We start from the raw sequence: 23,438 nt of genomic DNA on the forward strand, positions 1-23,438 counted from the left end.
ATGGCGCGCATCAACGTCATCGCCGCCATGGCGAAGAATCGGGTGATCGGCATCAACAACACCCTGCCCTGGCACCTGCCGGAAGACCTCAGGCACTTCAAGGCGCTGACCATGGGCCATCACATCATCATGGGGCGCAAGACCTATGAGTCCATCGGCCGCCCGCTGCCGGGCCGCACCACCGTGATTGTGACCCGCGATCCCGACTACCGGGTCGCGGGCTGCCTCACCGCCCATTCCCTCGACGCCGCCATCGCCGCCTGCGGCAGCGATGCCGAGGTCTTCTTCGTCGGCGGCGCCGACCTCTACCGCCAGATCCTGCCCCGCGCCGACCGGCTCTATCTCACCGAGATCCAGGCCGAGTACGAGGGCGATGCCCATTTCCCCGCCTTCGATTTGGCGGCCTGGCAGGAGACGGCGCGCGAGCGGCACGTCAGCGCAGCCGGCCTGGCCTACCACTTCGTCACCTACGACCGGGCCTGATCAGGCGGCCGCGGCCTCCTTGGCCGGCACGGCGGTGCGGATCAGGTGATCGAAGGCCGACAGGCCGGCCTTGGCCCCCTCGCCCATGGCGATGATGATCTGCTTGTAGGGCACCGTGGTGCAGTCGCCGGCGGCGAACACGCCGGGCACCGAGGTCTGGCCGCGGGCGTCGACCACGATCTCGCCGAACTTCGACAGTTCGAGCGTGCCCTTGAGCCAATCGGTGTTGGGCAACAGGCCGATCTGGACGAACACGCCTTCCAGAGCGAGGGTCTGCGACTGGCCGCTGGCCCGGTCGATATAGGTCAGGCCGTTCACTTTGCTGCCATCACCGTTCACCTCGGTGGTCTGGGCGCTCTTGATCACGCTGACGTTGGGCAGGCTCATGAGCTTGGCCTGCAACACCGCGTCGGCGCGCAGGGCATCGCCGAACTCGAGCAGGGTGACGTGACCAGTGACGCCGGCCAGGTCGATCGCCGCCTCGACGCCGGAGTTGCCGCCGCCGATCACCGCCACGCGCTTGCCTTTGAACAGGGGGCCGTCGCAGTGCGGGCAGTAGGCCACGCCACGGCCGCGGTATTCCTGCTCGCCCGGCACGTTGAGCTCGCGCCAGCGGGCACCGGTGGCGAGGATCACGCTCTTGGCCTTGAGCACCGCGCCATTGGCCAGACGCACCTCGTGGTAGTTACCTGCCTCGCCGGGGATCAGGGCCTCGGCACGCTGCAGGTTCATGATGTCGACCTCGTATTCCTTGACGTGCTCTTCCAGGGCGCGGCCGAGCCTGGGGCCGTCGGTGTGGGGCACCGAGATCAGGTTCTCGATCGCCAGGGTGTCCATGACCTGGCCGCCGAAGCGCTCGGCCAACACGCCGGTGCGGATGCCTTTGCGCGCCGAGTACACCGCCGCCGCGGCGCCGGCCGGGCCGCCACCCACCACCAGCACGTCGAACGGGGCCTGCTCCGCCAGCTTCGCGGCCTCGCGGTCGGCCGCGCCGGTGTCGACCTTGGCCAGGATTTCTTCCAGCGCCATGCGGCCGTCGGCGAACGGCTCGCCGTTCAGCCAGACGCTGGGCACGGCCATGATCTGGCGGGCCTCGACCTCGGCCTGATTGAGGCCGCCGTCGATCATGACGTGCCGGATGTTCGGATTCAGCGCGGCCATGGTGTTGAGGGCCTGCACCACGTCCGGGCAGTTGTGGCAGGACAGGGAAATGTAGGTCTCGAAGCGGAACTCTCCAGTCAGCGACTTGATCTGCTCGACCTGCGCGTCGCTGATCTTGGGCGCGTAGCCGCTGGCCTGCAGCAGGGCCAGGATCAGCGAGGTGAATTCATGGCCCATGGGCAGGCCGGCGAAGCCGATGCGGGCGGTCTCGCCCACCTTGCCGACGGTGAAGGACGGCTTGCGGGCGTCGTGGCCGTTCTCCAGCAGAGATACCTTGCCGGACAGGCTGGCGATGTCCTCCAGCAGTGTGCGCATCTCGGCCGACTTGGCGCTGTCGTCCAGGCTGGCAACCAGTTCGATCGGCTGCAGGAGTTTTTCGAGGTAGGCCTTCAACTGGGCCTTGATGTTGGCGTCGAGCATGGTGTTCTCCAGCAATCTGTTCGGTTCGGATGGCAAGATGAAGGCGCCGGCGCGTGAGCCGAGCGCCTTGGTTTTGCCATCTGGGGAATGCGCCCGGGGTGACACGGGCACGGTGAGGCTTAGATCTTGCCGACCAGGTCCAGAGACGGCGTCAGCGTGGCTTCGCCTTCCTTCCACTTGGCCGGGCAGACCTCGTTGGGATGGGCGGCGACGTACTGGGCGGCCTTCAGCTTGCGCAGGGTCTCCTTCACATCGCGGGCGATGGCGTTGTCATGCACTTCCATGGTCTTGATGATGCCTTCGGGGTTGATGACGAAGGTGCCGCGCAGGGCCAGGCCGGCTTCCGGGATATGCACGCCGAAGGCGTTGGTCAGGGCGTGGGTGGGATCGCCGACCAGCGGGAACTTGGCCTTGCCCACGGCCGGGGAGGTCTCGTGCCACACCTTGTGCGAGAAATGGGTGTCGGTGGTGACGACGTACACCTCGGCGCCAACCTTCTCGAACTCGGCATAGTTGTCGGCGGCGTCCTCGATCTCGGTCGGGCAGTTGAAGGTGAAGGCGGCCGGCATGAAGATCAGGACGGACCACTTGCCGTGCAGATCCTTCTCGGTGACCTCGACGAACTTGCCATTGTGGAAAGCCTGGGCCTTGAAGGGCTGAACCTGGGTGTTGATCAAAGACTGCATTTAAATCTCCTTAAGTTAGTGGGTCGGCTCGTCGTGAAGCGACGGGGCGAATATTAGGGAGATCTAATTGATTTATCTAATGAATAGTTACGATTGTATCGATTGATAAATTAGATTGGAGGCCGGGCTGCAGAAAGCAAAAAAGCGGGACCTGCCCGCTTTTTTGCTTGGTGTGAAGATCGACTTACAGGCTCATGATCCACTTGGCCAGGGCGGCGGAGTCGCCAGCGGCCTTGGCCTGCGGCGGCATCGGCACCTTGCCGAACTTGTCCTTGCTGCCCTTGACGATGCTCTCGGCCAGGATCTTCTCGGCCTCCTTGTTGCCCTTGTACTTGGCGGCGACGTCCTTGAACGAGGGGCCCATCAGCTTCTTGTCGACGCTGTGGCAGTTCATGCACATGTTCTTCTTGGCCAGGGCCTCATCGGCGGACACGGGGCCGGCGATGGCGAGACCGGCGGCAACGAGAACGAGGGTCAGGGTCTTCATGGATGCTTCCTTTCGACTGGGTTGTTCGACTGCTACGAGTTAAGGGGCTTCACTGCCATTATCGCTAATGCGATGCATGTGTCCTTGATTTGCATCAAATCGTTTAGTTCAGTTTGAAGGCCTTGACCGCGTCGTCGAGGTTGTTGGCCTCGTTGGTCAGGCTGCCGGCCATGGCCACGCCCTGCTCGCTGTTCTCCAGGGTCTTGCGGTTGAGTGCATCGATCTGCCCCAGGTTGTGGAGCACGTTCTGCACGGCCTGGTTTTGCACACCGGTGGCCTGGGCGATCTCCTGCACCATGCTGGCGACCTGGTCGAAGCTGGCGGTGATCTGCTGCAGGGCGTCGCTGGTGGCGCGGACGGTGCCGACGCCGGATTCGGCCTCCTGCATGCCCTGGCCGATGGCCTCGATCGCCTGCTGGGTTTCGCTCTGGATGCTCTGGATCATGCCGCTGATCTCGCTGGTCGCCTGGGCGGTCTTCTCGGCCAGCTTGCGTACCTCGTCGGCCACCACGGCGAAGCCGCGCCCCTGTTCACCGGCGCGGGCAGCCTCGATGGCGGCGTTCAGTGCCAGCAGGTTGGTCTGGTCGGCGATCTCCTTGATCACCGCGACGATGGCACCGATTTGTTGCGAGCTTTCGCCCAGCTTGGCCACCCGTTCGGTGGCGCTGCTGACCGAACCGTGGATGCGCTCCATGCCCTGGATGCTCTGCTGGGCCTTGCTTACGCCCTGGCGGGCGATGTCGCCGGCCTCGTTGGCCTTGTCAGCGGCGTTGGAGGATTTCTCGGTGATCTCGCCGATAGTGCCGGCCAGGTTTTGCATGGAGTTGCCGATCTCATCCATGCGGGCGGCCTGATCGTCGACGTTGTTATGGATCTCATCGACCTGGGAGCGGATGCTGTTGGTGTCGCGGCGGACGCGGCTGCTCAGCTCGGAGGTGCGGCCAATCAGGTCGCGCAGCGTGCCGGCCATGTCGTTGAAGCTCTGGATGATGACGCCGATGGTGTCGTTGCTCTGGATGTTGCAGATGAAGGAGAGATCCTTGTTGGCGATGGCGCTGGCCACTTGGGAGATGCGCTTGAGCTTGGACACCAGCACCAGGTTCATCACGTAGTAGTTGGCGATGCCGATGAACAGGCCGGCGATGAAGCAGCCGAACACGAACCAGACCAGCATGCCCGGCTTCCACTCGACGAAGAAGTTGGCGTAGAAGGGAAACATGCCGGCGGCGAAGGCGCCCAGGCCCAGGAAGGAATAGAGAACGCGACGCAGGATGCTGTTTGTCATGGAACACCCGATTTCTTGATGTGAATCAAATTATAGGAATGATAAGCCGCTTGGTAATTACGTACCTCTTGCTAAGTAATCCGTATGGGTGGCTCTAGGGGGGGGCGTCACCATTTCACAACATGGACGTTGTTGAGCGAGCGACCGAGGAAGCGCTCGCCGATGGTCTGGAAGCGCAAAGGCACGTCGGTGACATGGAAATGATAGTCGGCCGGCGCGCGCGCGGGGGTGTGCAGGTTGAGGTCGGTGAGCAGGGCGGCGGTGCGCTCGGCCATGGCCTCGGCCGAGTCGACCAGGGTGGTCTGCGGGCCGGTCACGTCGGCAAGCAGCGGCTTGAGCAGGGGGTAGTGGGTGCAGCCCAGGACCAGGGTATCGACCCGTTCGGCCAGCACCGGCTTGAGATATTCCTGGGCGGTCAGCCGGGTCACCGGGTGGTCGAGCCAGCCCTCTTCGACCAGGGGCACGAACAGGGCGCAGGCCTGGGACACTACCCTGGCGTCCGGCTCCACCTCGTGGATGGCGCGGGCGTAGGCGTTGCTGTTGATGGTGGTCGGGGTGCCGATGACGCCGATGCGCCGGCTCTGGCTGGCGGCCAGGGCGGCCAGGGCGCCGGCCTCGATCACGTCGAGCACGGGCACCGGCGACAGGTCGCGCACCACCTGGGCCGAGACCGAGGCCATGGTGTTGCAGGCGATGATCAGGAGCTTGACCTGGCGCTCGAGCAGGAACTGGGCGATCTGGGTGGTGTAGTGGGCGATGGTCTCGACCGATTTCACGCCATAGGGCACCCGGGCGGTATCGCCGAAATACTCGATGTGCTCGAACGGCAGGCGCTCCATCAGGGCGCGCACCACGGTCAGGCCGCCGACGCCGGAATCGAAGACGCCGATGGGATTGTTGGGGTTGATCTGCATGCTGGGCCGGGCTCCGCTGGGTTGGCGCTATTGTAATTTACTTTGCGCCAGCGGCCTGCCGTGCGAGCGCCCACTCCACGTGTTCGCGCACTAGCGCCGAGGCATGGTCGCGCCGTGCGGCCAGGGCGGCCTGGGCAGCCGGCGAGGCCGGGGCATTGCCCAGGGCCACCGCGAGGTTGCGCAGCCAGCGATCAAAGCCGATGCGGCGGATGGGCGAGCCGGCCAGCCGCGCCTCGAACTCGGTCCCGGACCAAGCGAACAGTTCGATCAGCGTGGCCGTGTCGAGGCCGTTGCGCGGGGCGAAGTCGCTCTCGCGCGTGGGCTGGGCGAAGCGGTTCCAGGGGCAGGCCAGCAGGCAGTCGTCGCAGCCGTAGATGCGGTTGCCCATGAGCGGCCGCAGCTCGGTCGGGATGCTGCCGGCCAGTTCGATGGTCAGATAGGAGATGCAGCGCCGGGCATCGACTTCGTAAGGCGCGACGATGGCCCGGGTCGGGCAGATGTCGAGGCAGGCCTGGCAGCTGCCGCAGTGGTTGGCCTCCGGCGGATCAGGCGCCAATTCGAGGTCGCAGTAGATCTCGCCCAGGAAGAACCAGGAGCCGGCCCGGCGGTCGATCAGCAGCGTGTGCTTGCCTCGCCAGCCCAGGCTGGCCTGGGCGGCCAGTTCCACCTCCAGCACCGGGGCGCTGTCGGTGAACACCCGGTAGCCGAACGGTCCCACTTCGGCCTCGATGCGCTCGGCCAGTTTCTGCAGCCGGTTGCGCAGCACCTTGTGGTAGTCGCGGCCCAGCGCGTAGCGCGAGATGTAGGCGCGCTCGGGCCGGGCGAGAATGGTCTCGGCCGCGTGGCTGGCCGGCAGGTAATCGAGCCGGACGCTGATCACCGAGCGGGTGCCCGGCACCAGTTCCGCCGGCCGGGCGCGCTTTGTGCCGTGGCGGGCCATATAATCCATGTCGCCGTGATAGCCCTTGGCCAGCCAGTCGAGCAGCCGGGCCTCGGCCGCCGGCTGCTCGATGCCGGCGAAACCGACCGCGCCAAAGCCCAGCTCGCGGCCCCAGCCGCGAATCGCGGCCTTGAGCGAATCCGATGAATGAGAAGACACGCGATGCCCCATGCCGCCGATGATAGCCTGAGCCTGACCTTGCCCGACGAATCGGCGACCCTGAATCTGGGTGCCCGTCTGGCCGCGGTGCTGCGTCCGGGGATGACGGTCTACCTCTCTGGCGACCTCGGCGCGGGCAAGACGACCCTGGTGCGGGGGTTGCTCAGAAGCCTCGGTTTTCGCGGTCGGGTGAAGAGTCCGACCTACACCCTGGTTGAACTTTATGAAGTTTCGAGCTTAAATTTATATCACTTTGATTTGTATCGGTTTGCCGACCCGGTCGAATGGGCGGAGGCGGGATTCCGCGAATACTTCAACGCCGGCTCGATCTGCCTGGTCGAATGGCCGGAAAAGGCGGCAGGGCTGCTGCCCGAGCCCGATCTGGCGCTGCGCCTGAGCTGGGCGGGCGAGGGGCGGCAAGCCGAACTGGTTGCTTACACGGAGGCAGGAAGACGTTGCATCGCATCGCTCAAGACCGCTTGAAACCTTGGCTGCTGCTGGCGCTGGGCTGGGCCTGCGCCTGGGCGTTCGCCGCCCAGGCCGCGGTCGGGGTCAAGGCGGTACGTCTGTGGCCGTCGGCCGACTACAGCCGCATCGCCATCGAACTGAGCGAAGAGATCGGCTTCAAGCAGTTCCAGCTGAAGAACCCCGAGCGCATCGTGCTCGACCTCGAAGGCGTCGAGCCCGAGGCCGCGCTGACCGAGCTCGGTGGCAAGATCGGCGCCCAGGACCCTTACATTGCCGGGGTGCGGGTCGCCCGCAACCGGCCCGGCGTCACCCGCATGGTGATCGACCTCAAGCAGGAGAGCCGGCCGCAGATCTTCACCTTGAAGCCGTTCGGCGACTACGGCCATCGCTTGGTGCTCGATGTCTATCCGGCTGCGACACCGCCGGCCCTGGACAAGCAGGTGGAAAGCGCCATCGCCCAGGCCGAGCAGGAGGCCAAGCCGGCGGACAAGATCGCCTCGATCAAGCCGGGCAAGGCGGGCAAGAATGAGATGGTGCGTCTGGTCACCGTGGCCATCGACCCCGGCCACGGCGGTGAAGACCCGGGCGCCATCGGCGCCAATGGTTCGCGCGAGAAGGAGGTCACCCTGGCGGTGGCCCGCCGGCTCAAGGCCCAGATCGACCGGCTGCCCAATATGCGGGCCTATCTTACCCGCGACGGCGACTACTTCATCCCCCTGCACGAGCGGGTGAACAAGGCGCGGCGGGCACAGGCCGACCTCTTCGTCTCCATCCATGCCGATGCCTTCATCCGGCCGGATGCCCGCGGCTCCTCAGTCTTCGCCCTGTCGGAGAAGGGCGCGACCTCGGCTGCCGCGCGCTGGCTGGCCAAGCGGGAGAACGACGCCGACCTGATCGGCGGCGTCAACATCGACGTCAAGGATGTCTACCTCAAGCAGACCCTGCTCGACCTGTCGCAGACCGCGACCATCGCCGACAGCCTCAAGCTCGGCCGCGCCGTGCTTGATGAGCTGGGCGAGATCAACACCCTGCACAAGCCGCACGTCGAACAGGCCGGCTTCGCCGTGCTCAAGGCGCCGGACATCCCCTCGATCCTGGTCGAGACCGCCTTCATCTCCAATCCCGAGGAGGAGCGGCGACTGACCGACGATGCCTACCAGGACAGGCTGGCGGCGGCCATCGCCGGCGGCATCAAGGCCTATTTCGACAAGAATCCGCCGTTGGCCCGCACCCGCGTGGTTCAGAGCTTTTGACCTGAACTGACCCTGCGGGTACTATCGTTTCCCCGGTAATTGCCCAGCCTTCCCGCCGTGACCCAGCAGGACGTCACCGTCTCTCCGCTCCATCGCATGGATTCGCCCGCCGATTCGGCCGAGGTTGGTGCGCCCGCGCCTGGTGCCTTCGAGGTCAGCCAGCCGGCGGCGCTGGAGGTGCTGGCCGAGATCGCCGGCAGCATGAGCAGCGAGAGCAATGTCGAGCAGATGCTCATGCGCTTCCTCGAGATCATGGTGCGGCTGTCCGGCGCCAAGGCCGGCGTGGTGCGCATCCTCACCGCGGATGGCGGCCACCTGCGCCTGGCCGGCTCGATCGGGCTGCCCGACGCCGTGGTCGAGAAGGAGCGCTTCATGCCGCTCGAATGCGGCATCTGCGGCCAGGCCACGCTGACCCAGGACACCCAGCTCGGCCAGGTGCTCACCGTCTGCCAGAAGCAGGTGCGTCACATGTACGTGGCCAACCAATGCCGGACCATTTTCGCCGTGCCGCTGCGGCACAAGGGCAAGGTGCTCGGCGTCTATAACCTGTTCATGGACACCGATCAGCGCCTGTCCGACGACGTGCGCTATCTGTTCAACTCGATCAGCGAACACCTGGGCATGGCCCTGGAGAATGCCCGGCTGACCCGGGAGAACATGCGCATCTCGCTGATGAACGAGCGAACCATGCTGGCCAACCAGATCCACGATTCGGTGGCGCAGACCCTGGCCTATGCCAAGATGCGCCTGTCGGTGTTGACCGACGCCCTGGCCGACGGCGAGATGGACCGCGCCAACGGCTATATCGCCGATGTCGAAGAGGCGGTCGATGTCGCCTATGCCGAGATCCGCAACCTGATCACCCAGTTCCGCGATCGCATCGACCCGCGCGGCCTGGTCCATGCCCTGCATGAAATGGTGGACAGCTTCCGCAAGAAGGCCAATGCCGACGTCGACTTCCTCAACGTCGCCCAGGACGTGATGCTGACGCCGGAAGAAGAGGTGCAGGTCTTCCACATCATCCAGGAAGCCCTGTACAACATCAGCAAGCACGCCCGGGCGCGCCATGTCATCGTCACCCTCGACCTGCACGACGGCCAATACATCGCCAACGTCGCCGACGACGGCGTTGGCCTGCACGGCGGCAATGCCTCGAGCGTGGGCAAGAGTTTCGGCCTCACCATCATGCGTGAGCGGGCAGCCAAGCTGAACGGCAAGCTGACCATCGAGAGCCGGCCAGCCGGCGGTACCCTGGTCCGGCTTACCTTCCCGGCCCGGCAACCGGAGTCCGGCAGCAAATGAGCCACCAGATCCGCATCATCCTTTGCGACGACCACACCCTGTTCCGCAAAGGGCTGGTCGAACTGCTGGAGCGCGAAGGCCTGATCGAGGTCTCCAACATCACCGGCAACCCGGCCGAGGTGGCCGAGCTGCTGCGCGAGCACAAACCCGACGTCCTGCTGCTCGACCTCAACATCGGTGGCGTCGACGGCATCAACGTCATGCAGGAATTGCGGGCGGAGGGCTTCACCCTGCCGGTGCTCATGCTCACCGTGAGCGAGGCCGAGGACGACCTGGCCCGCGCCCTGCGCGGCGGTGCCAACGGCTATCTGCTCAAGAGCATGGAGCCGGACGAGGTGGTCGACGCCATCCAGCGCGCCCACAAGGGCGAGACCGTGGTCGCCCCGGCGATGACCGCCAAGCTGGTCAGCCTGCTCGACCAGAAGAGCAGCAGCAGCGCTTCGCTGCTCGATTCCCTGACCCAGCGCGAGCGGGAAATCCTCACCCATCTGGCCCGCGGCGAGAGCAACAAGGCCATCGCCCGCCAGCTGGAGATCAGCTACGACACGGTCAAGCTGCACGTGCGCCACATCCTGGCCAAGCTCAACCTGTCCTCGCGGGTCGAGGCCGCCGTGTTCGCGGTGGAGCACAAGCTGACCCCGGGCCTCGACAGCAAGAAGCCATAGGCTGTCCCCGCGCAGCGGGGACAACCTGCATCGCGAATCGCTTAAAGTCCCGCCAGCACCTTGATATGCGCCGCCACGCTGCGGCCAAGGGCACTCAGGTTGTAACCGCCTTCCAGTAGCGACACCAGCCGGCCCCGCGCATGTTTTTCGGCCACGGCCATGACCTGCTCGGTGATCCAGCCATAGTCGGCCTCGACCAGGCGAAAGTGCGCGAGGTCGTCCTCGCGGTGGCCGTCGAAGCCGGCCGAGCAGAAGACGAATTCCGGCTTGAACCTCTCCAGCGCGGGCAGCACTTTGGCCTCGAAGGCGGCGCGGTAGGCCGTGCCATCGGTGCCGGCCGGCAACGGCACGGGCACGATATGATCGCTCAGGGTGTCGGCGCCGCTGTGCGGGTAGTAGGGGTGTTGGAAGCTGGAGCAGAGCAGCACGTGCGGCTCGTCGGCGAAGATGTCCTCGGTGCCGTTGCCGTGGTGCACGTCGAAGTCGACGATGGCGACGCGTGCCAGCCTATGTGCCGCCAGGGCGTGGGCGGTGGCGACGGCGACGTTGTTGAAGATGCAGAAACCCATGGCCTGGTTGCGCGTGGCATGGTGGCCGGGCGGGCGCACGGCGACGAAGGCGTTGGCCACCTCGCCGGCCATCACTTTATCCACCGCCAGCACGGCGCCGCCGGCGGCGCGCCGGGCCGCCTCCAGCGTGGCGGGGCACATGGCGGTGTCGCCATCGAGCTGGATCAGGCCTTCGCTCGGCGCCGCCCGCTCGATCGCCGCGACATAACCGGCGTCATGCACCCGCAGCAGGGCCTCGCGTTCGACCAGCGGGGCGTCGTAATGGCGCAGGAAGTCATAGAGGTGGGCGGCGTGCAGCCGGTCGTCGATGGCGCGCAGCCGGGCGGGCGATTCCGGATGCCAGGGCCCCATGTCGTGGCCGAGACAGGCGCGGTGGGTGATGTAGGCGGTGTGCATAATTGAAATATAGGCCGCCTCATGATACCCCCGATTCATGGCAGCGTAAGACGGACCCGCTATCATGAGAGCGTTGCCAGGCAAGCGAGACACCATGGGTCGCCATTATCTGCATCCCCTGTTCAATCCGCGCTCGGTCGCGGTCTTCGGCGCCAGCGAACGCGCCGGCTCGGTCGCCGGGGTGATCTACAAGAACCTGCTCGATTCCACCTTCGCCGGCCATCTGTATCCGGTCAATCCCAAGCACGGCACGGTGTTCGGCCAGAAATGCTATGCCTCGGCGGCCGATTTGCCGGAGACGCCGGATCTGGTGGTGATCGCGACGCCGGCCCATACCGTGACCGCGATCCTGCACGAGTGCGGCGAGCGCGGCATTCGCTTCGCCGTCGTGCTGTCGGCCGGCTTTCGCGAGCTGGGCGATCAGGGCGCCGCGCTTGAGCGCCAGGTGCATGAGGCGGCCAAGCAGCACGGCATCCGCTTCATCGGGCCCAACTGCCTGGGCATCCAGCGGCCGGCGATCGGGCTCAACGCCACCTTCGGCCCCGCCGCCGCGCGCAGCGGCGACCTTGCCCTGGTCTCGCAGTCCGGCGCGATCTGCACCGCCATGCTCGACTGGGCGGCGGCCAACGACATCGGTTTTTCCAGCATCATCTCCAGCGGCGCGGCGGCCGACATCGATTTCGGCGAGATCCTCGACTACCTGGCGGTGGATGCCTCCACCCGCAGCATCCTGCTCTACATCGAGGGCATCCGCGATGCCCGCAGCTTCGTCAGCGCCCTGCGCGCGGCGGCGCGGCTGAAGCCGGTGATCCTGGTCAAGGTCGGCCGGCACGAGGCGGGCACCCGCGCGATCCAGTCGCACACCGGCGCCCTGGTCGGTTCCGATGCGGTGTTCGATGCCCTGATCCGGCGCGCCGGCGTGGTTCGGGTCAACACCATCACCCAGTTGTTCGCCGCGGCGCGCGCCTTGTCCAGCCACATCAAGCCCAGCGGCAACCGCCTGGCCATTGTCACCAACGGCGGCGGCCCCGGCGTCATGGCCACCGACCGCGCCAGCGACCTGTGCGTGCGCCTGGCCGAGTTGGCGCCGGAGACCCTGCGGGCGCTCGATGCCGGTCTGCCACCGACCTGGTCGCACGGCAACCCGGTCGACATCCTGGGCGACGCCGGCGCCGAGCAATACCGGCTGGCCTTGCAGGCCTGCCTGGACGATGCGGGCGTCGACGGCGTGCTGGCCATGCTCACGCCCCAGGCCATGAGCTATCCCCTGCAGGCGGCGCAGGCCCTGGTCGAGGTGGCGAAGGGCTCGCAGAAACCGGTGCTCGCCTGCTGGATGGGCGAGACCCAGGTCAAGGAGGCGCGCGGCCTGTTCCGTGAGGCGCGCATCCCCAGCTTCACCACGCCGGAGCCGGCGGTGGAGGTGTTCTCCTTCCTTTCCGCCTACTACGAGAATCAGCGCCAGCTCATGCAGACGCCGGGGCCGATCTCGCAGCAGGCCGAGCCGGACGTCGAGGGCGCCAAGCTGATCGTCGAGGGGGCCCTGGCCGAGGGCCGGCACGTGCTGACCGAGGTGGAATCGAAGGCGTTGCTCGCCGCCTTCCACATCCCGGTGGCGCAGACCATGATCGTCCGTTCGCCGTCCGAGGCCATCCTGATGGCCGAGCAGCTCGGCTTCCCGGTGGCGATGAAGATCAACTCGCCCGACATCAGCCACAAGTCCGACGTCGGCGGCGTGCGCCTGAACCTGACCACCGGCCATGCCGTGCGCAGCGCCTATCAGGACCTGCTCGACCATGTGCACAAGGTGCGGCCGGAGGCGCGGCTGGAGGGGGTGGTGATCGAGCCCATGGTGGTCAAGCAGAACGCGCGCGAACTCCTGATCGGCATCGCCTCCGATCCCGTGCTCGGCCCGGTCATCACCTTCGGCGCCGGCGGCGTCGCGGTCGAGGTATTCAAGGACCGCTCGGTCGCCCTGCCGCCGCTCAACTCCTATCTGGCGCGCGACCTGATGCAGCGCACCCGGATCTATCCCATGCTCGGCGAATTCCGCAACCTGCCGGCCGTGGCCGAGGACGCGCTGAAGGGCGTCCTGCTCCGGGTGTCGGAGATGGCCTGCGAGCTGCCCTGGATCCAGGAACTCGACATCAACCCGCTGTTGGCCGACGAGCATGGCGTGCTGGCGGCCGATGCCCGCATCATCATCGCGGCCCGGCCCTCCGGCGCCGACCGCTACGGCCACATGGCCATCCACCCCTATCCGGCGCATCTGGTGTCCAAATGGCAGCTGGCCGACGGCCGCAACGTCATCATCCGGCCGATCCGACCGGAGGACGCCGAGATCGAGCAGACCTTCGTCCGCAACCTGTCGCCCGAGACCAAGTACTTCCGCTTCATGGACAGCCTGCAGGAACTCAAGCAGGAGACCCTGGTACGGCTGACCCAGATCGACTACGACCGGGAGATGGCCTTCATCGCGGTGACCGAGATGGACGGCAGGGAGGTGGAGCTGGGGGTGGTGCGCTATGCGATCAACCCGGACGCCGAGTCCTGCGAGTTCGCCCTGGTCGTGTCCGACCAGTGGCAGCGCAAGGGCATCGGCTACAAGTTGATGGAGGTGCTGATGGACAGCGCCCGGACCAAGGGCATCCGGCTGATGGAGGGCGAGGTGCTGGCGAGCAACCGCAAGATGCTGAGCCTGGTCGGCAAGCTCGGCTTCCGCAGCGAGCCGCACCCCGAGGACCCCGGCGTGCGGCGCATCCAGCGCGAACTCTGACGGCGCCCGCCGTCAGGGATTTACAGGCGGGTCGGCTGGTCCAGCGGCGTTGCCGCGGCCGGAGCCTCCGGCTTGAACCAGGCCAGCTTCTCGTGCAGCTTGACCACGTGGCCGACGATGATCAGGGTCGGCGGCTTCAGTTGCGCCGCTTGCGCGACCTGAGGCAGGGTGCCGACGGTGGCGGTGACCACGCGCTGGTTCGGCGTGGTGCCCTGCTGGACGATGGCGGCCGGGGTGTCGGCCGGGATGCCCCGCTCGATCATGCCCTGGCACAGCGAGGCGATGCCCTTGAGCCCCATATAGATCACCACGGTCTGGTTCGGCCGGCCGATCGAGGCCCAGTCGAGGTGGACCGTGTTGTCCTTGAGGTGGCCGGTGACGAAGGCGACCGACTGGGCATAGTCGCGATGGGTGAGCGGGATGCCGGCGTAGGAGGCGACGCCCGAGGCCGCGGTGATGCCGGGCACCACCTGGAACGGCACGCCGTGCTCGGTCAAGGTCTCGATCTCCTCGCCGCCGCGGCCGAAGATGAAGGGGTCGCCGCCCTTCAGCCGCAGTACCCGCTTGCCCTCCTGGGCCAGACGCACCAGCAAGAGGTTGATCTCCTCCTGCGGCACCGCATGGTTGTCGCGCTCCTTGCCGACGTAGATGCGGTCGGCGTCGCGCCGGCACATGTCGAGAATGGGCTGGGTGACCAGGCGGTCGTAGACCACCACATCGGCCTGCTGCATCAGGCGCAGGGCACGGAAGGTCAGCAGGTCCGGGTTGCCCGGGCCGGCGCCGACCAGGTAGACCTCGCCGGTGGGCAATTCGAGGTTGTCGCTCTCCAGCAGGCGGTTGATGGCAACCTCGGCATCCTGCTCGCGGCTGGCGAAGACCATCTCCGCCACCGGCGACAGGAACACCCTTTCCCAGAACTTGCGTCGCTCGGCGCTGGTGGGAAAGCGCGCCCGCACCTTGTCGCGGAAACGGCCGGCCAGTTGGGCCAGGCGGCCGTAGGCCGAGGGGATCAGGGTTTCCAGCCGGGCCCGCAGCATGCGCGACAGCACCGGCGCCTCGCCGCCGCTGGCGATGGCGACCAGGATCGGCGAGCGGTCCATGATCGAGGGCATGATGAAGCTGCACAGTTCCGGGGTGTCGACCACGTTGACCGGCAGGTGCCGGGCGCGGGCGGCCTCGTAGACCTGGCGATTCAGGGTGTCGTCCTCGGTCGCGGCGTAGACCAGGTCGAAACCATCAAGTTGCTCCGGCGCGAAGCTGGCCTGTCGGTGATGCAGGCGCTCGGCGCCCGGCAGCTGGGCGAAGGCCGGGTGCAGCGGGGTGGGGCTGAGCGCGGTCACCTCGGCACCGGCATTCAGCATCAGCGAGGCCTTGCGCGCGGCCACCTCGTCGCCGCCGACCACCAGACCCCTGCGGCCGCGGACATCCATGAAGATCGGTAAGTAGTCCATACCCTGATCGAATCAATATCCCATCGACGAAACGAAGCCAGAGTTTAGCGGCTGCCGCAGCCGCCGGAACCGCAACCGCCGGAACCGCAACCGCCGCCACCGCCGCTGGAGCCGCAGCTGCCGCCACCGCCCTGCGGTTCGGGCATGGAGAAGACGAAGCCCATCTGGCCGGGGGAGACTTCACCGAAGTCGAGGGTGATCTCGTTGAGGTAGGGCGCGCTCTGGGCGTTGACCAGCACGGTCACGCCCCATTGGTCGCTGACGGAATCGTTGCTGCGCTCCTGGTCGAAGCCCATGCCGATCTCCAGCATGCCTTCGTCGTTGACCTTGGCGGCGATGCGCAGGCCCAGGTTCTCGGAATCGTTCTGCGTGGCGGCCTGGCGAATCTGTTCGGCGGCGGCCTTGGTCACGGTGATCATGTTTCTGTCCTCTAGAAATTAGGCCGCATGGGCAGCCGGGTTGTTGCGAGCGATACGGCGCGCGTGTTCGACAAAGCGCCCAATCCACCCGTTCGGTCCCGCCCCCCGGAAATGACAGTAGGAGGCGAGCACGTTCTTGTAGACGATACCATCGTGGCGACCATCGATGCCGTGTCCGCGGCTGACATCGTAGGCATAAGTGGGGTCGCCCGAGAGATTTTCCAGGTGCGAGTAATGAAATTCGTGGGCCGGCAGCCGGGTGCCGGCCGCCGGCAGGTAGGCGCCCTGGCCGGTGGCGACGAGTTCGGCATAACCGCGGCCGACCGGCCGTGCACCCATCACCGCGTCGCCGGCAAACAGGCCGACCATCTCGGCCTGGCGGCCTTGCCAGTGAATGGAGCGGGACAGGTACATCAGACCGCCGCACTCGGCGTAGATCGGCAGGCCGGCCTCGGCGGCCCGGCGGATATCGGCGCGCAGGCCGCTGTTGGCCGCCAACTCGGCCATGAACACCTCGGGGAAGCCGCCGCCGATGACGAGGCCGTCGACTGCTGGCAGCCGGGCATCGCTCAGGGCGTCGATGGGCACCAGTTCGGCGCCGGCCTCGCGCAGGGCGTCGAGGTCTTCGTTGTAGTAGAAGCCGAAGGCGCGGTCGCGCAGGATGCCGATGCGGATCGGCGCGGCCGGGCTGGCTGCCGGAGCGGCAGGCGGCTTCGGCTGGGCGGCCTGCTGAGCGATCTCGATCAGGGCATCGAGGTCGATCCGCTCGCTGACCTGGGCGGCGATGACCTCGATCTTGGCCTCGGCCTCGGCCGATTCGTTGCCCGGGATCAAGCCGATGTGGCGCTCGACGATCTCCAGCCGGCCATCGCGCGGCAGGCTGCCCAGCACCTTGAAATCGGTGTAGCGCTCGATGGCGGCGCGCAGCTTCTGCTCGTGGCGAGGGCCGGCCACCTTGTTCAGGATGACGCCGCCGAAGCGGATGGCCGGGTCGAAGGCCTGGTAGCCGATCAGCAGTGGGGCGATGCCGCGGGTGATGCCCTGGCAGTCGATCACCAGAACCACCGGTGCTTGCAACAGCTTGGCCAGGCCGGCGTTGCTGTCGCTGCCTTCCAGGTCCATGCCGTCGTACAGGCCCTTGTTGCCTTCGATCAGGCTGATCTCGGCATGGCTGGCGTGGCGGGCGAACAGATCCTCGATCTCGGCCTGTCGCATCATGTGGAAGTCGAGGTTGTAGCAGGGCCGGCCGGCGGCATGGGAGTGCCAGACCGGGTCGATGTAGTCCGGCCCCTTTTTGAATACCTGGACCTGCCGTCCCCGGTTCCTCAGGGCGCGGGCCAGACCCAGCGTTAGCGTGGTCTTGCCCGAGGACTTGTGGGCGGCGGAGATGTAGACGTGGGCCATGGTCCGGTCAGCGGCTCGCCCAAAAAGCAAAACCGACCAAATTGGTCGGTTTTGCGGAGGGAGTGGTGCGCTGCATGGGTGCATCCGCACCCGCCATGAGGCGGGTTACTTGGCCCCGTGCAGGGCGCTGACGATCTCGTCGTCCAGGCGCTCGGGCAGGAAGCGCAGCACCTTGACCGCGAAGGCCACCAGGATCAGGGCCACGGCGACGCCGCCCAAGCCGAGCATCAGTTCCAGACCGCTCGGGCTGTAGGCGTGCACCACGCCGTCGTAGAAGCTGCTGCTGACTTCGTAGCCGGGGAACATCTCGATCGGGTAGGCCTGGCCGCCGATGATGGTGACGTACATCTGGGCCAGACCGCCGAGGATGGCCAGCAGCGAGGCCAGCGCGATCCAGCCGCGGTTGTTGCCCAGGTTCGGGCTGAACAGGATGGCCATGGGCAGCAGATAGCCAAGAATGATCTGACCCACCCAGAACAGCAGGGTGTGAATGCCGCCATTCATCAGGATGAAGGCCTCCAGCCCGTGGTGCTTGGTGAAGTACAGATTGGTGATGTGGTAGACGAAGACGAAGTAGAGGCTGGCGGCGATGAACACGCCGAGCAGGTTCTTCATCCGATTGACCATCTTGTCGCCAAGGGCGCGGCCGGTGCCGGCATAGAAACCCATCAGCACCAGCAGGAACACGGCCAGACCGTAGTTGAACGAGAAGACGATGAACGTCGGCGCCAGCAGGGCGGCGTCGTAGGCCTCGCGCGCGACCAGGAAGCCGAAGATCGAGCCGGTACCGGTGGTCAGGATCAGGCGCCAGACGAAGGCGAAGGTACCCACGGCCTTGTACCAGGCCTGGCCCTTCTGGTCCATCATGGTCCACAGGTAGGCGATCACGATGGCGAAAAAGCCGTTGTACAGGATCACGTTCCAGGCAAAGATGGACTTGAAGTTGTAGTAGGTCATGGCCACGATCAGGCGGTCGGCCCGGCCCAGGTCGAGCACCAGCACCATCAGGCCGCCGGCGAGCAGGGCGATGGCGAGCAGGCCGGACAGGCGGTTGAGCGGCTTGTACAGGGTCTTGCCGAACACCGTGGCGATCGAGGCCACGTTGAGGGCGCCCGAGGCCGCCACGATCAGAAACACGGCGAACACGTGCGGCAGGCCCCAGACGATCTGGTTGTCCATGCCGGTGACGATGTGGCCGTGATGCTCCATGTACAGGGCGGAGCCGACGCCGAGCGCGGCCAGAACAGCCAGCACGGCGAGCAGACCCCAGTAGCCCTGGCTCTTGCCTTCGATTTCGCGGAACGCAATTTTCATCGTTAAATCCTTAGCGATTCATCGTCCCCCTCTTCCGCAGGCGGGAGAGGGCAGGGGTGAGGAGACGATCATGGCGCGCCATGATCGTCAGATCCCTTGATAACGTACGCCGGTGTTCAGGTTGAGATCGGCCCGCACCTCGGTGGTGGCGTAAGTCTTCACCGTCTTGGCGATCTCCGATTCCGGGTCGTTCAGGTTGCCGAATACCATGGCCTTGTGGCCGGCCGCATCACATGCCTCGACGCAGGCGGGGGTCTCGTCGCGGTCGACGCGCTGCACACAGAAGGTGCAGGCCTCGACGCAGCCCATGCCGCGCGGCACTTCCGGGTTCTGGTCGGTCAGCGGCTCATGCACCAGCGAGCGGGCCTTGTACGGGCAGGCCATCATGCAGTAGCGGCAGCCGATGCAGATGTGGCGGTCGACCAGGACGATGCCGTCGGCCCGCTTGAACGAGGCGCCGGTCGGGCAGACGTCGACGCAGGGCGGGTGCTCGCAGTGCTGGCAGGGCATCGGCAGGCTGTGCTTGGCGCCGGTCTGCAGGTTCTTGATCTCGACCTTGCGGATCCACTGGGAATCCTGCGGGCCGGTCTTGCCGGCCAGGCCGTTCTCGGTGTTGCAGGCGGTGACGCAGTCGGTGCAGCCAGTCGAGCACTTGCTGGTGTCGATCAGCATGCCCCAGCGCACCTTGGCGCTGACGGCCTCTTCCGCCGGCTTGGCCTGGGCCATGCCGTAGAGCAGGACGCCGGGCGCGACGGCGGTGCCGGCCACCGCGGCAGTGGCCGCGAGGAAGGCACGGCGGTCGCCGTTTTCGATCTTGTCTTCAGGACGCAGTGGCTCGCTCATTGCTTCGCGCCTCCGTTCTGGGTGGTCGCCATCAGGGGCGAGGCCGTGACCTCGGCCTGCGGCTCGGTCTTGCCGGGCTTCTTGGCCATCGGCTTGGTCGCATGGCAATCCCAGCAGTCGAGTTTGACGCTGGCATAGCTGTGGCAGGCTGCGCAGAAGTCTTCCTTGGTCGCGGCGACGCTACCGGTCTTCTCGCTGGCATGGCACTGTACGCAGCCTTTCAGGCTGTGCTTGGTGGTGCGAATGCCCTTGTGCATCGTCTCGTCGCGATGATGCTTCAAGAGGTCCATGTGGTTGCGGCGCATGAAGTCGGTGTCTTCGACACACTTTTCACCCTTGCCGCGTTCCAGTTTCGGCTTGTCGGCACCCGCTGCCGCCTGAAACGACGGGGCGGCCAGAACGGCCGCCGCGCCAATCAGGGCGGCGAGTCGGAGCCAGCTGCTCAGTCTCGCCATGCCTGCCATGCTCCTATTAGTCGCCCATGCCCATGACGATGTAGCCGGTCGGGCACACGTCGGCACAGATGTGGCAACCGATGCACTTGGTGTAGTCGGTGTCCACGTAACGGCCAGTGGTGGGGTTGTCCTTCTTCTTGACCTTGAACACGGCAGTCTGCGGGCAGTAGATCACGCAGTTGTCGCACTCGAAGCACAGGCCGCAGGACATGCAACGCTTGGCTTCGTCCACCACTTCTTTCTCGGACAGTTGGCCCAGGCGGTCCTGGAAGTTGCCCAGGGCGCTGTCCTTGTCCAGATGGATCACGTTCCGCTTGTTGCGCGGGGTGTGGGCGAAGTGGCCCAGGAACAGCTCGGTCGAGGGGATCACGTAGCGGCTGGAGCGGTCCTCGAAGTTGTGCAGCAGGTCCTTCTTGGCGGAGGTGCCCCACTCCTGGCCGTGGTGCTCGTTGTACTCGTGGCCGGTCTCGACCCAGCGGCGGACCATGTCCCAGTGGGCGACGTCGACCTTGGGCCGGCGATCCAGTTCCTCGCCAGCCAGGTAGGCATCGATGCCGTCGACGCAGATGCGGGCGTGGCCGATGGCGGTGGTCAACAGGTGCGGGCGGATCACGTCGCCGGCGATGAACACGTTTTCCTTGCCGGGGAAGCGGTAGTTCTTGTCGGTCTTGATCAGGCCGTTGTTGTTGTTGTAGCTCTCAAGGCCGGTGAAGTCGACGGCCTGGCCGATGGCGGATACGATCAGGGTGGCCGGGATGTCGCGCTCGGTGCCTTCCTTGATCTTCATGTCCTTGCCGACCATCTCGAAATCGGCCACGCGCAGGGCGGTGGCGCGGCCGTCGGCACCCTTGATCACGGCGACCGGGGTGACGCCGCCGACGATCTCGATGCCCTCGGACTGGGCCTGCTCGATCTCGTGCTTGTTGGCGGCCATCTTGTCGATGGTGGCGCGGGAGATCAGCACCACGTCAACACCCTGGCGGGCGGCGATGGTGGCGACGTCATGGGCGACGTGGCCGGCCAGCACGTTCTCCGGCAGGTCCTTCTCGGAGATGTTGGTGACCTTGCCCAGACGGCGGGCGACGGTGGCCACGTCGATCGAGGTGTCGCCACCGCCGATGACCACGACCTTGTCGCCGACGTGCTGCAGACGACCCTCGTTGAAGGCGCGCAGGAAGGACATGGCGGTCACGCAGTTGGGGGCGTCGGCGCCCTCCACCGGCAGGGCGCGGCCGGCCTGGGCGCCCAGGCCCATGATCACGGCGTCGAAGTCCTTCTCGATCTGCTCCATCGAGATGTCCTTGCCGACGCGGCAGTTCAGCTTGGTTTCGACGCCCAGGTCGAGGATGCGCTGGATCTCGCCGTCCAGCACCTCACGCGGGGTACGGAAGCCGGGGATGCCATAGCGCATCATGCCGCCGAGTTCGGCGTGGTCGTCAAAAATGGTGCAGGCGTGGCCCTTCAGGCGCAGCTGATAGGCGGCAGCCAGGCCGGCAGGGCCGCCGCCGATGATGGCGACCTTCTTGCCGGTCTCTTTCGCGGGCTTGTTGAAGGCCAGCTTGTTCTCCAGCGCCCAGTTGCCCAGGAAGTGCTCGACCGAGTTGATGCCGACGTTCTCTTCCACCTGGTTGCGGTTGCAGCCCGATTCGCACGGGGCGGGGCAGACCCGGCCCATGACGGCGGGGAAGGGGTTGGCCTCGGTCAGGCGACGCCAGGCGAATTCCTGCCAACTCATGGTCGGCTTGCCATCGGCGCCGACCGGCGGCTTCTCGATGCCGCGCACGATGTTCAGGTAGGAACGGATGTCCTCGCCGGCCGGGCAGGAGCCCTGGCAAGGCGGGGTGGACAGCATGTATTCGGGGCACTTGTGGGTCCAACCGGCCTGGAAAATGATCTCCTGGCGGTCGCGCCAGTCGGCCTCGGATTCGCCATCCTTGAACCGGCGCCAGGTCTTGCCTTCAGTCTTCTTTACATCTTTGGAAGTGACCGACATTCTCGCTCTCCTATCGTCTAAATCTCGCGGTGAGTCCGCATTAATCCAATTTGATGGCCGTGCTGACGAGCTGGTGCACGCCGCCGACCTGGCCCATGTCGAAACCGTAATAGGGCAATACCTTGGTGAACTGTGCCTTGCAGATGGCGCAGATCAGGGCAAGGAAGTTGACGCCGTTTTCCTGGGCCACTGCGTTGTAGGCATTCATCCTGGGCAGAGCACCCTTCACCCGCACCTCGATCAGGTCGTCGGTCAGCACGCCGCCACCGCCGCCGCAGCAGAAGGTGCCCTCGCCGATGGTTTCCGCCGCCATGTCGTGGAAGTTGTTGGCCACGGCCTTGATGATGTTGCGCGGGATGGTGAACTGGCCGCCGGGCTCGTCGCCCATGCGCGAGCCGCGCGCCACGTTGCAGGAGTCATGGAAGGTGATGACCCGGTGGTCGTTGGCCGACTTGTCGAATTGAAGGCGGCCCTGCTGGATCAGGTCCCAGGTGTACTCGCAGATGTGCATCGGCTGCGGGTAGCGGTGATCCAGTTGCTGCTGCAACTCGATCGAGAACGGATCCTTGCCGTCGAAGCCGATGCCGGTCAGGGTGTTCCAGAAGCTGTAGGCGACACGCCAGGCATGGCCGCACTCGCCGACGATGATGCGCTTGACGCCCAGTTCCAGGGCGGCGTCGCGGATGCGCATGGCGACCCTGCGCATGGTCTCGTAGTTGCCGTTGAACAGGCCGAAGTTGCCGGCCTCCGAGGCGTGGCTGGACAGGGTCCAGGAGGCGCCGGCGGCATGGAACACCTTGGCGTAGCCGATCAGCGACTCGACGTGCGGTTCGGAGAAGAAGTCGGCCGAGGGGGTGACCAGCAGGATCTCGGCGCCCTTGACGTCGAGCGGCAGCTTGACCGGCACGCCGATGTCGGCCTCGATGTCCTCTTCCAGGCCGGCCAGGGTGTCTTCCAGGGCCGGGCCGGGCAGGCCGAGGTTATTACCGATCTTCTGGACCTTGCCCAGGATCTCGTTGGAGTACTTCTGACCGTAACCGGCGTAGTTGAGGATCTCGCGGCCGGCCATGGTGATCTCCGCGGTGTCGATGCCGTAGGGGCAGTACACCGAGCAACGGCGGCACTCGGAACACTGGTGGTAGTAGTTGAACCACTGGTCCAGGGTTTCGCGGGTCAGGTCCTCGGCGCCGACCAGCCAAGGGGCGATCTTGCCCGGCAGGGTGAAATAGCGGCGATAGACCTTGCGCATCAGTTCCTGGCGGGCGACCGGCATGTTGTTCGGGTCGGCGGTGCCGAGGAAGTAATGGCACTTGTCGGTGCAGGCGCCGCAATGGACGCAGGCGTCCATATACACGCGCAGGCTGCGGTATTTCTTGAGCAGATCGCCCATCTTGAACAGGGTGCGCTCTTTCCAGTCCTCACCCAATTCCCAGGGGTAGCCCAGGTATTCCTGAGCGGCCTGGCCGGCGACGAAGGCCTTGATGTGGGACATCGAGCCTTCCTGGACCTTGGGGACTTCCGTGTTGGCGGTATCCGCAAGCTTGGGGACTTCGAACTGAGGTGCGGCCACAAATCGCTCCTTAATTAATCTTCGTCTG

21 protein-coding genes are annotated in these 23,438 nt (G+C 66.0%); 6 read left to right on the forward strand and 15 right to left on the reverse strand.

Annotated elements, in window-relative coordinates:
- Positions 1 to 483 carry a dihydrofolate reductase gene (locus tag EL388_RS03490; RefSeq protein ID WP_126459655.1) on the forward strand — a complete coding sequence of 161 codons (483 nt, stop codon included), beginning with the start codon at positions 1 to 3 and terminating at the stop codon, positions 481 to 483.
- Here the strand turns inward: EL388_RS03490 and ahpF are convergent, their stop codons facing one another.
- From ahpF to queG, 6 genes are all read right to left on the reverse strand, one after another.
- Positions 484 to 2,064 (reverse strand): alkyl hydroperoxide reductase subunit F, encoded by a 1,581-nt coding sequence (gene ahpF, locus EL388_RS03495; RefSeq protein ID WP_126459658.1) that lies wholly within the window; start codon positions 2,062 to 2,064, stop codon positions 484 to 486.
- Between the two features lie 119 nt (positions 2,065 to 2,183).
- Positions 2,184 to 2,750, reverse strand: a complete 567-nt coding sequence (gene ahpC / locus EL388_RS03500) for an alkyl hydroperoxide reductase subunit C (protein WP_126459661.1) — start codon at positions 2,748 to 2,750, stop codon at positions 2,184 to 2,186.
- A gap of 184 nt (positions 2,751 to 2,934) precedes the next feature.
- Positions 2,935 to 3,237, reverse strand: coding sequence for a c-type cytochrome (locus tag EL388_RS03505; RefSeq protein WP_126459664.1), 303 nt, complete (start codon positions 3,235 to 3,237; stop codon positions 2,935 to 2,937).
- A 103-nt stretch (positions 3,238 to 3,340) separates the two neighbouring features.
- Positions 3,341 to 4,522, reverse strand: coding sequence for a methyl-accepting chemotaxis protein (locus tag EL388_RS03510; RefSeq protein ID WP_126459667.1), 1,182 nt, complete (start codon positions 4,520 to 4,522; stop codon positions 3,341 to 3,343).
- A 107-nt stretch (positions 4,523 to 4,629) separates the two neighbouring features.
- Positions 4,630 to 5,436 (reverse strand): glutamate racemase, encoded by an 807-nt coding sequence (gene murI, locus EL388_RS03515; protein WP_126459670.1) that lies wholly within the window; start codon positions 5,434 to 5,436, stop codon positions 4,630 to 4,632.
- A gap of 37 nt (positions 5,437 to 5,473) precedes the next feature.
- Complete coding sequence (queG, locus tag EL388_RS03520) at positions 5,474 to 6,547, reverse strand: tRNA epoxyqueuosine(34) reductase QueG (RefSeq protein ID WP_126459673.1); 1,074 nt, start codon at positions 6,545 to 6,547, stop codon at positions 5,474 to 5,476.
- Here queG and tsaE point away from each other — a divergent pair.
- From tsaE to EL388_RS03540, 4 genes are read left to right on the forward strand one after another with little or no spacing between them, the layout of a single operon-like run.
- Positions 6,539 to 7,018 (forward strand): tRNA (adenosine(37)-N6)-threonylcarbamoyltransferase complex ATPase subunit type 1 TsaE, encoded by a 480-nt coding sequence (tsaE, locus tag EL388_RS03525; RefSeq protein ID WP_126459676.1) that lies wholly within the window; start codon positions 6,539 to 6,541, stop codon positions 7,016 to 7,018. The two genes, queG and tsaE, sit on opposite strands and share 9 nt — an antisense overlap.
- On the forward strand, positions 7,015 to 8,256 hold the full coding sequence (locus EL388_RS03530; RefSeq protein WP_126459679.1) for an N-acetylmuramoyl-L-alanine amidase: 1,242 nt from the start codon (positions 7,015 to 7,017) through the stop codon (positions 8,254 to 8,256). The genes tsaE and EL388_RS03530 overlap by 4 nt, the downstream gene beginning before the upstream one ends.
- A gap of 57 nt (positions 8,257 to 8,313) precedes the next feature.
- The gene (locus tag EL388_RS03535) at positions 8,314 to 9,558 is read left to right on the forward strand and encodes a GAF domain-containing sensor histidine kinase (protein WP_232019168.1); all 1,245 of its coding nucleotides are present in this window, start codon (positions 8,314 to 8,316) and stop codon (positions 9,556 to 9,558) included.
- The gene (locus tag EL388_RS03540) at positions 9,555 to 10,223 is read left to right on the forward strand and encodes a response regulator (protein WP_126459682.1); all 669 of its coding nucleotides are present in this window, start codon (positions 9,555 to 9,557) and stop codon (positions 10,221 to 10,223) included. The genes EL388_RS03535 and EL388_RS03540 overlap by 4 nt, the downstream gene beginning before the upstream one ends.
- Before the next feature lie 41 nt (positions 10,224 to 10,264).
- Here the strand turns inward: EL388_RS03540 and EL388_RS03545 are convergent, their stop codons facing one another.
- A complete protein-coding gene (locus EL388_RS03545; RefSeq protein WP_126459685.1) occupies positions 10,265 to 11,188 on the reverse strand; it encodes a histone deacetylase family protein in 924 nt (307 codons plus the stop codon).
- A 94-nt stretch (positions 11,189 to 11,282) separates the two neighbouring features.
- Between EL388_RS03545 and EL388_RS03550 the strand changes: the two genes are divergently transcribed.
- Positions 11,283 to 13,961: a bifunctional acetate--CoA ligase family protein/GNAT family N-acetyltransferase gene (locus EL388_RS03550; RefSeq protein ID WP_126459688.1), complete on the forward strand. Its 2,679-nt coding sequence runs from the start codon at positions 11,283 to 11,285 to the stop codon at positions 13,959 to 13,961.
- Positions 13,962 to 13,981: 20 nt separating this feature from the next.
- Here EL388_RS03550 and cysG read toward each other — a convergent pair whose 3' ends face one another.
- The 8 genes from cysG to dsrK form a co-directional block, all read right to left on the reverse strand.
- Positions 13,982 to 15,412: a siroheme synthase CysG gene (cysG, locus tag EL388_RS03555; protein ID WP_126459691.1), complete on the reverse strand. Its 1,431-nt coding sequence runs from the start codon at positions 15,410 to 15,412 to the stop codon at positions 13,982 to 13,984.
- 44 nt (positions 15,413 to 15,456) lie between these two features.
- Positions 15,457 to 15,831 carry a HesB/IscA family protein gene (locus tag EL388_RS03560; protein WP_126459694.1) on the reverse strand — a complete coding sequence of 125 codons (375 nt, stop codon included), beginning with the start codon at positions 15,829 to 15,831 and terminating at the stop codon, positions 15,457 to 15,459.
- 18 nt (positions 15,832 to 15,849) lie between these two features.
- Entirely contained in the window at positions 15,850 to 17,235 is a 1,386-nt protein-coding gene (locus EL388_RS03565) for a cobyrinic acid a,c-diamide synthase CobB (protein WP_126459698.1), read from the reverse strand.
- Positions 17,236 to 17,340: 105 nt separating this feature from the next.
- Positions 17,341 to 18,549, reverse strand: a complete 1,209-nt coding sequence (nrfD, locus tag EL388_RS03570) for an NrfD/PsrC family molybdoenzyme membrane anchor subunit (RefSeq protein WP_126459701.1) — start codon at positions 18,547 to 18,549, stop codon at positions 17,341 to 17,343.
- A gap of 87 nt (positions 18,550 to 18,636) precedes the next feature.
- Positions 18,637 to 19,392, reverse strand: a complete 756-nt coding sequence (gene dsrO, locus EL388_RS03575; protein WP_126459704.1) for a sulfate reduction electron transfer complex DsrMKJOP subunit DsrO — start codon at positions 19,390 to 19,392, stop codon at positions 18,637 to 18,639.
- Positions 19,389 to 19,847, reverse strand: a complete 459-nt coding sequence (locus EL388_RS03580; RefSeq protein ID WP_197721814.1) for a hypothetical protein — start codon at positions 19,845 to 19,847, stop codon at positions 19,389 to 19,391. Before EL388_RS03580 ends, dsrO begins: the two co-directional genes overlap by 4 nt.
- A 16-nt stretch (positions 19,848 to 19,863) precedes the next feature.
- Positions 19,864 to 21,840 carry an NAD(P)-binding protein gene (locus EL388_RS03585; protein ID WP_126459707.1) on the reverse strand — a complete coding sequence of 659 codons (1,977 nt, stop codon included), beginning with the start codon at positions 21,838 to 21,840 and terminating at the stop codon, positions 19,864 to 19,866.
- A gap of 40 nt (positions 21,841 to 21,880) precedes the next feature.
- Positions 21,881 to 23,332, reverse strand: coding sequence for a sulfate reduction electron transfer complex DsrMKJOP subunit DsrK (gene dsrK, locus EL388_RS03590; RefSeq protein ID WP_165919074.1), 1,452 nt, complete (start codon positions 23,330 to 23,332; stop codon positions 21,881 to 21,883).
- Between the last annotated feature and the right edge of the window lie 106 nt (positions 23,333 to 23,438).

Origin of the sequence: Sulfuritortus calidifontis (assembly GCF_003967275.1) — a bacterium.
Lineage (GTDB): Bacteria > Pseudomonadota > Gammaproteobacteria > Burkholderiales > Thiobacillaceae > Sulfuritortus > Sulfuritortus calidifontis.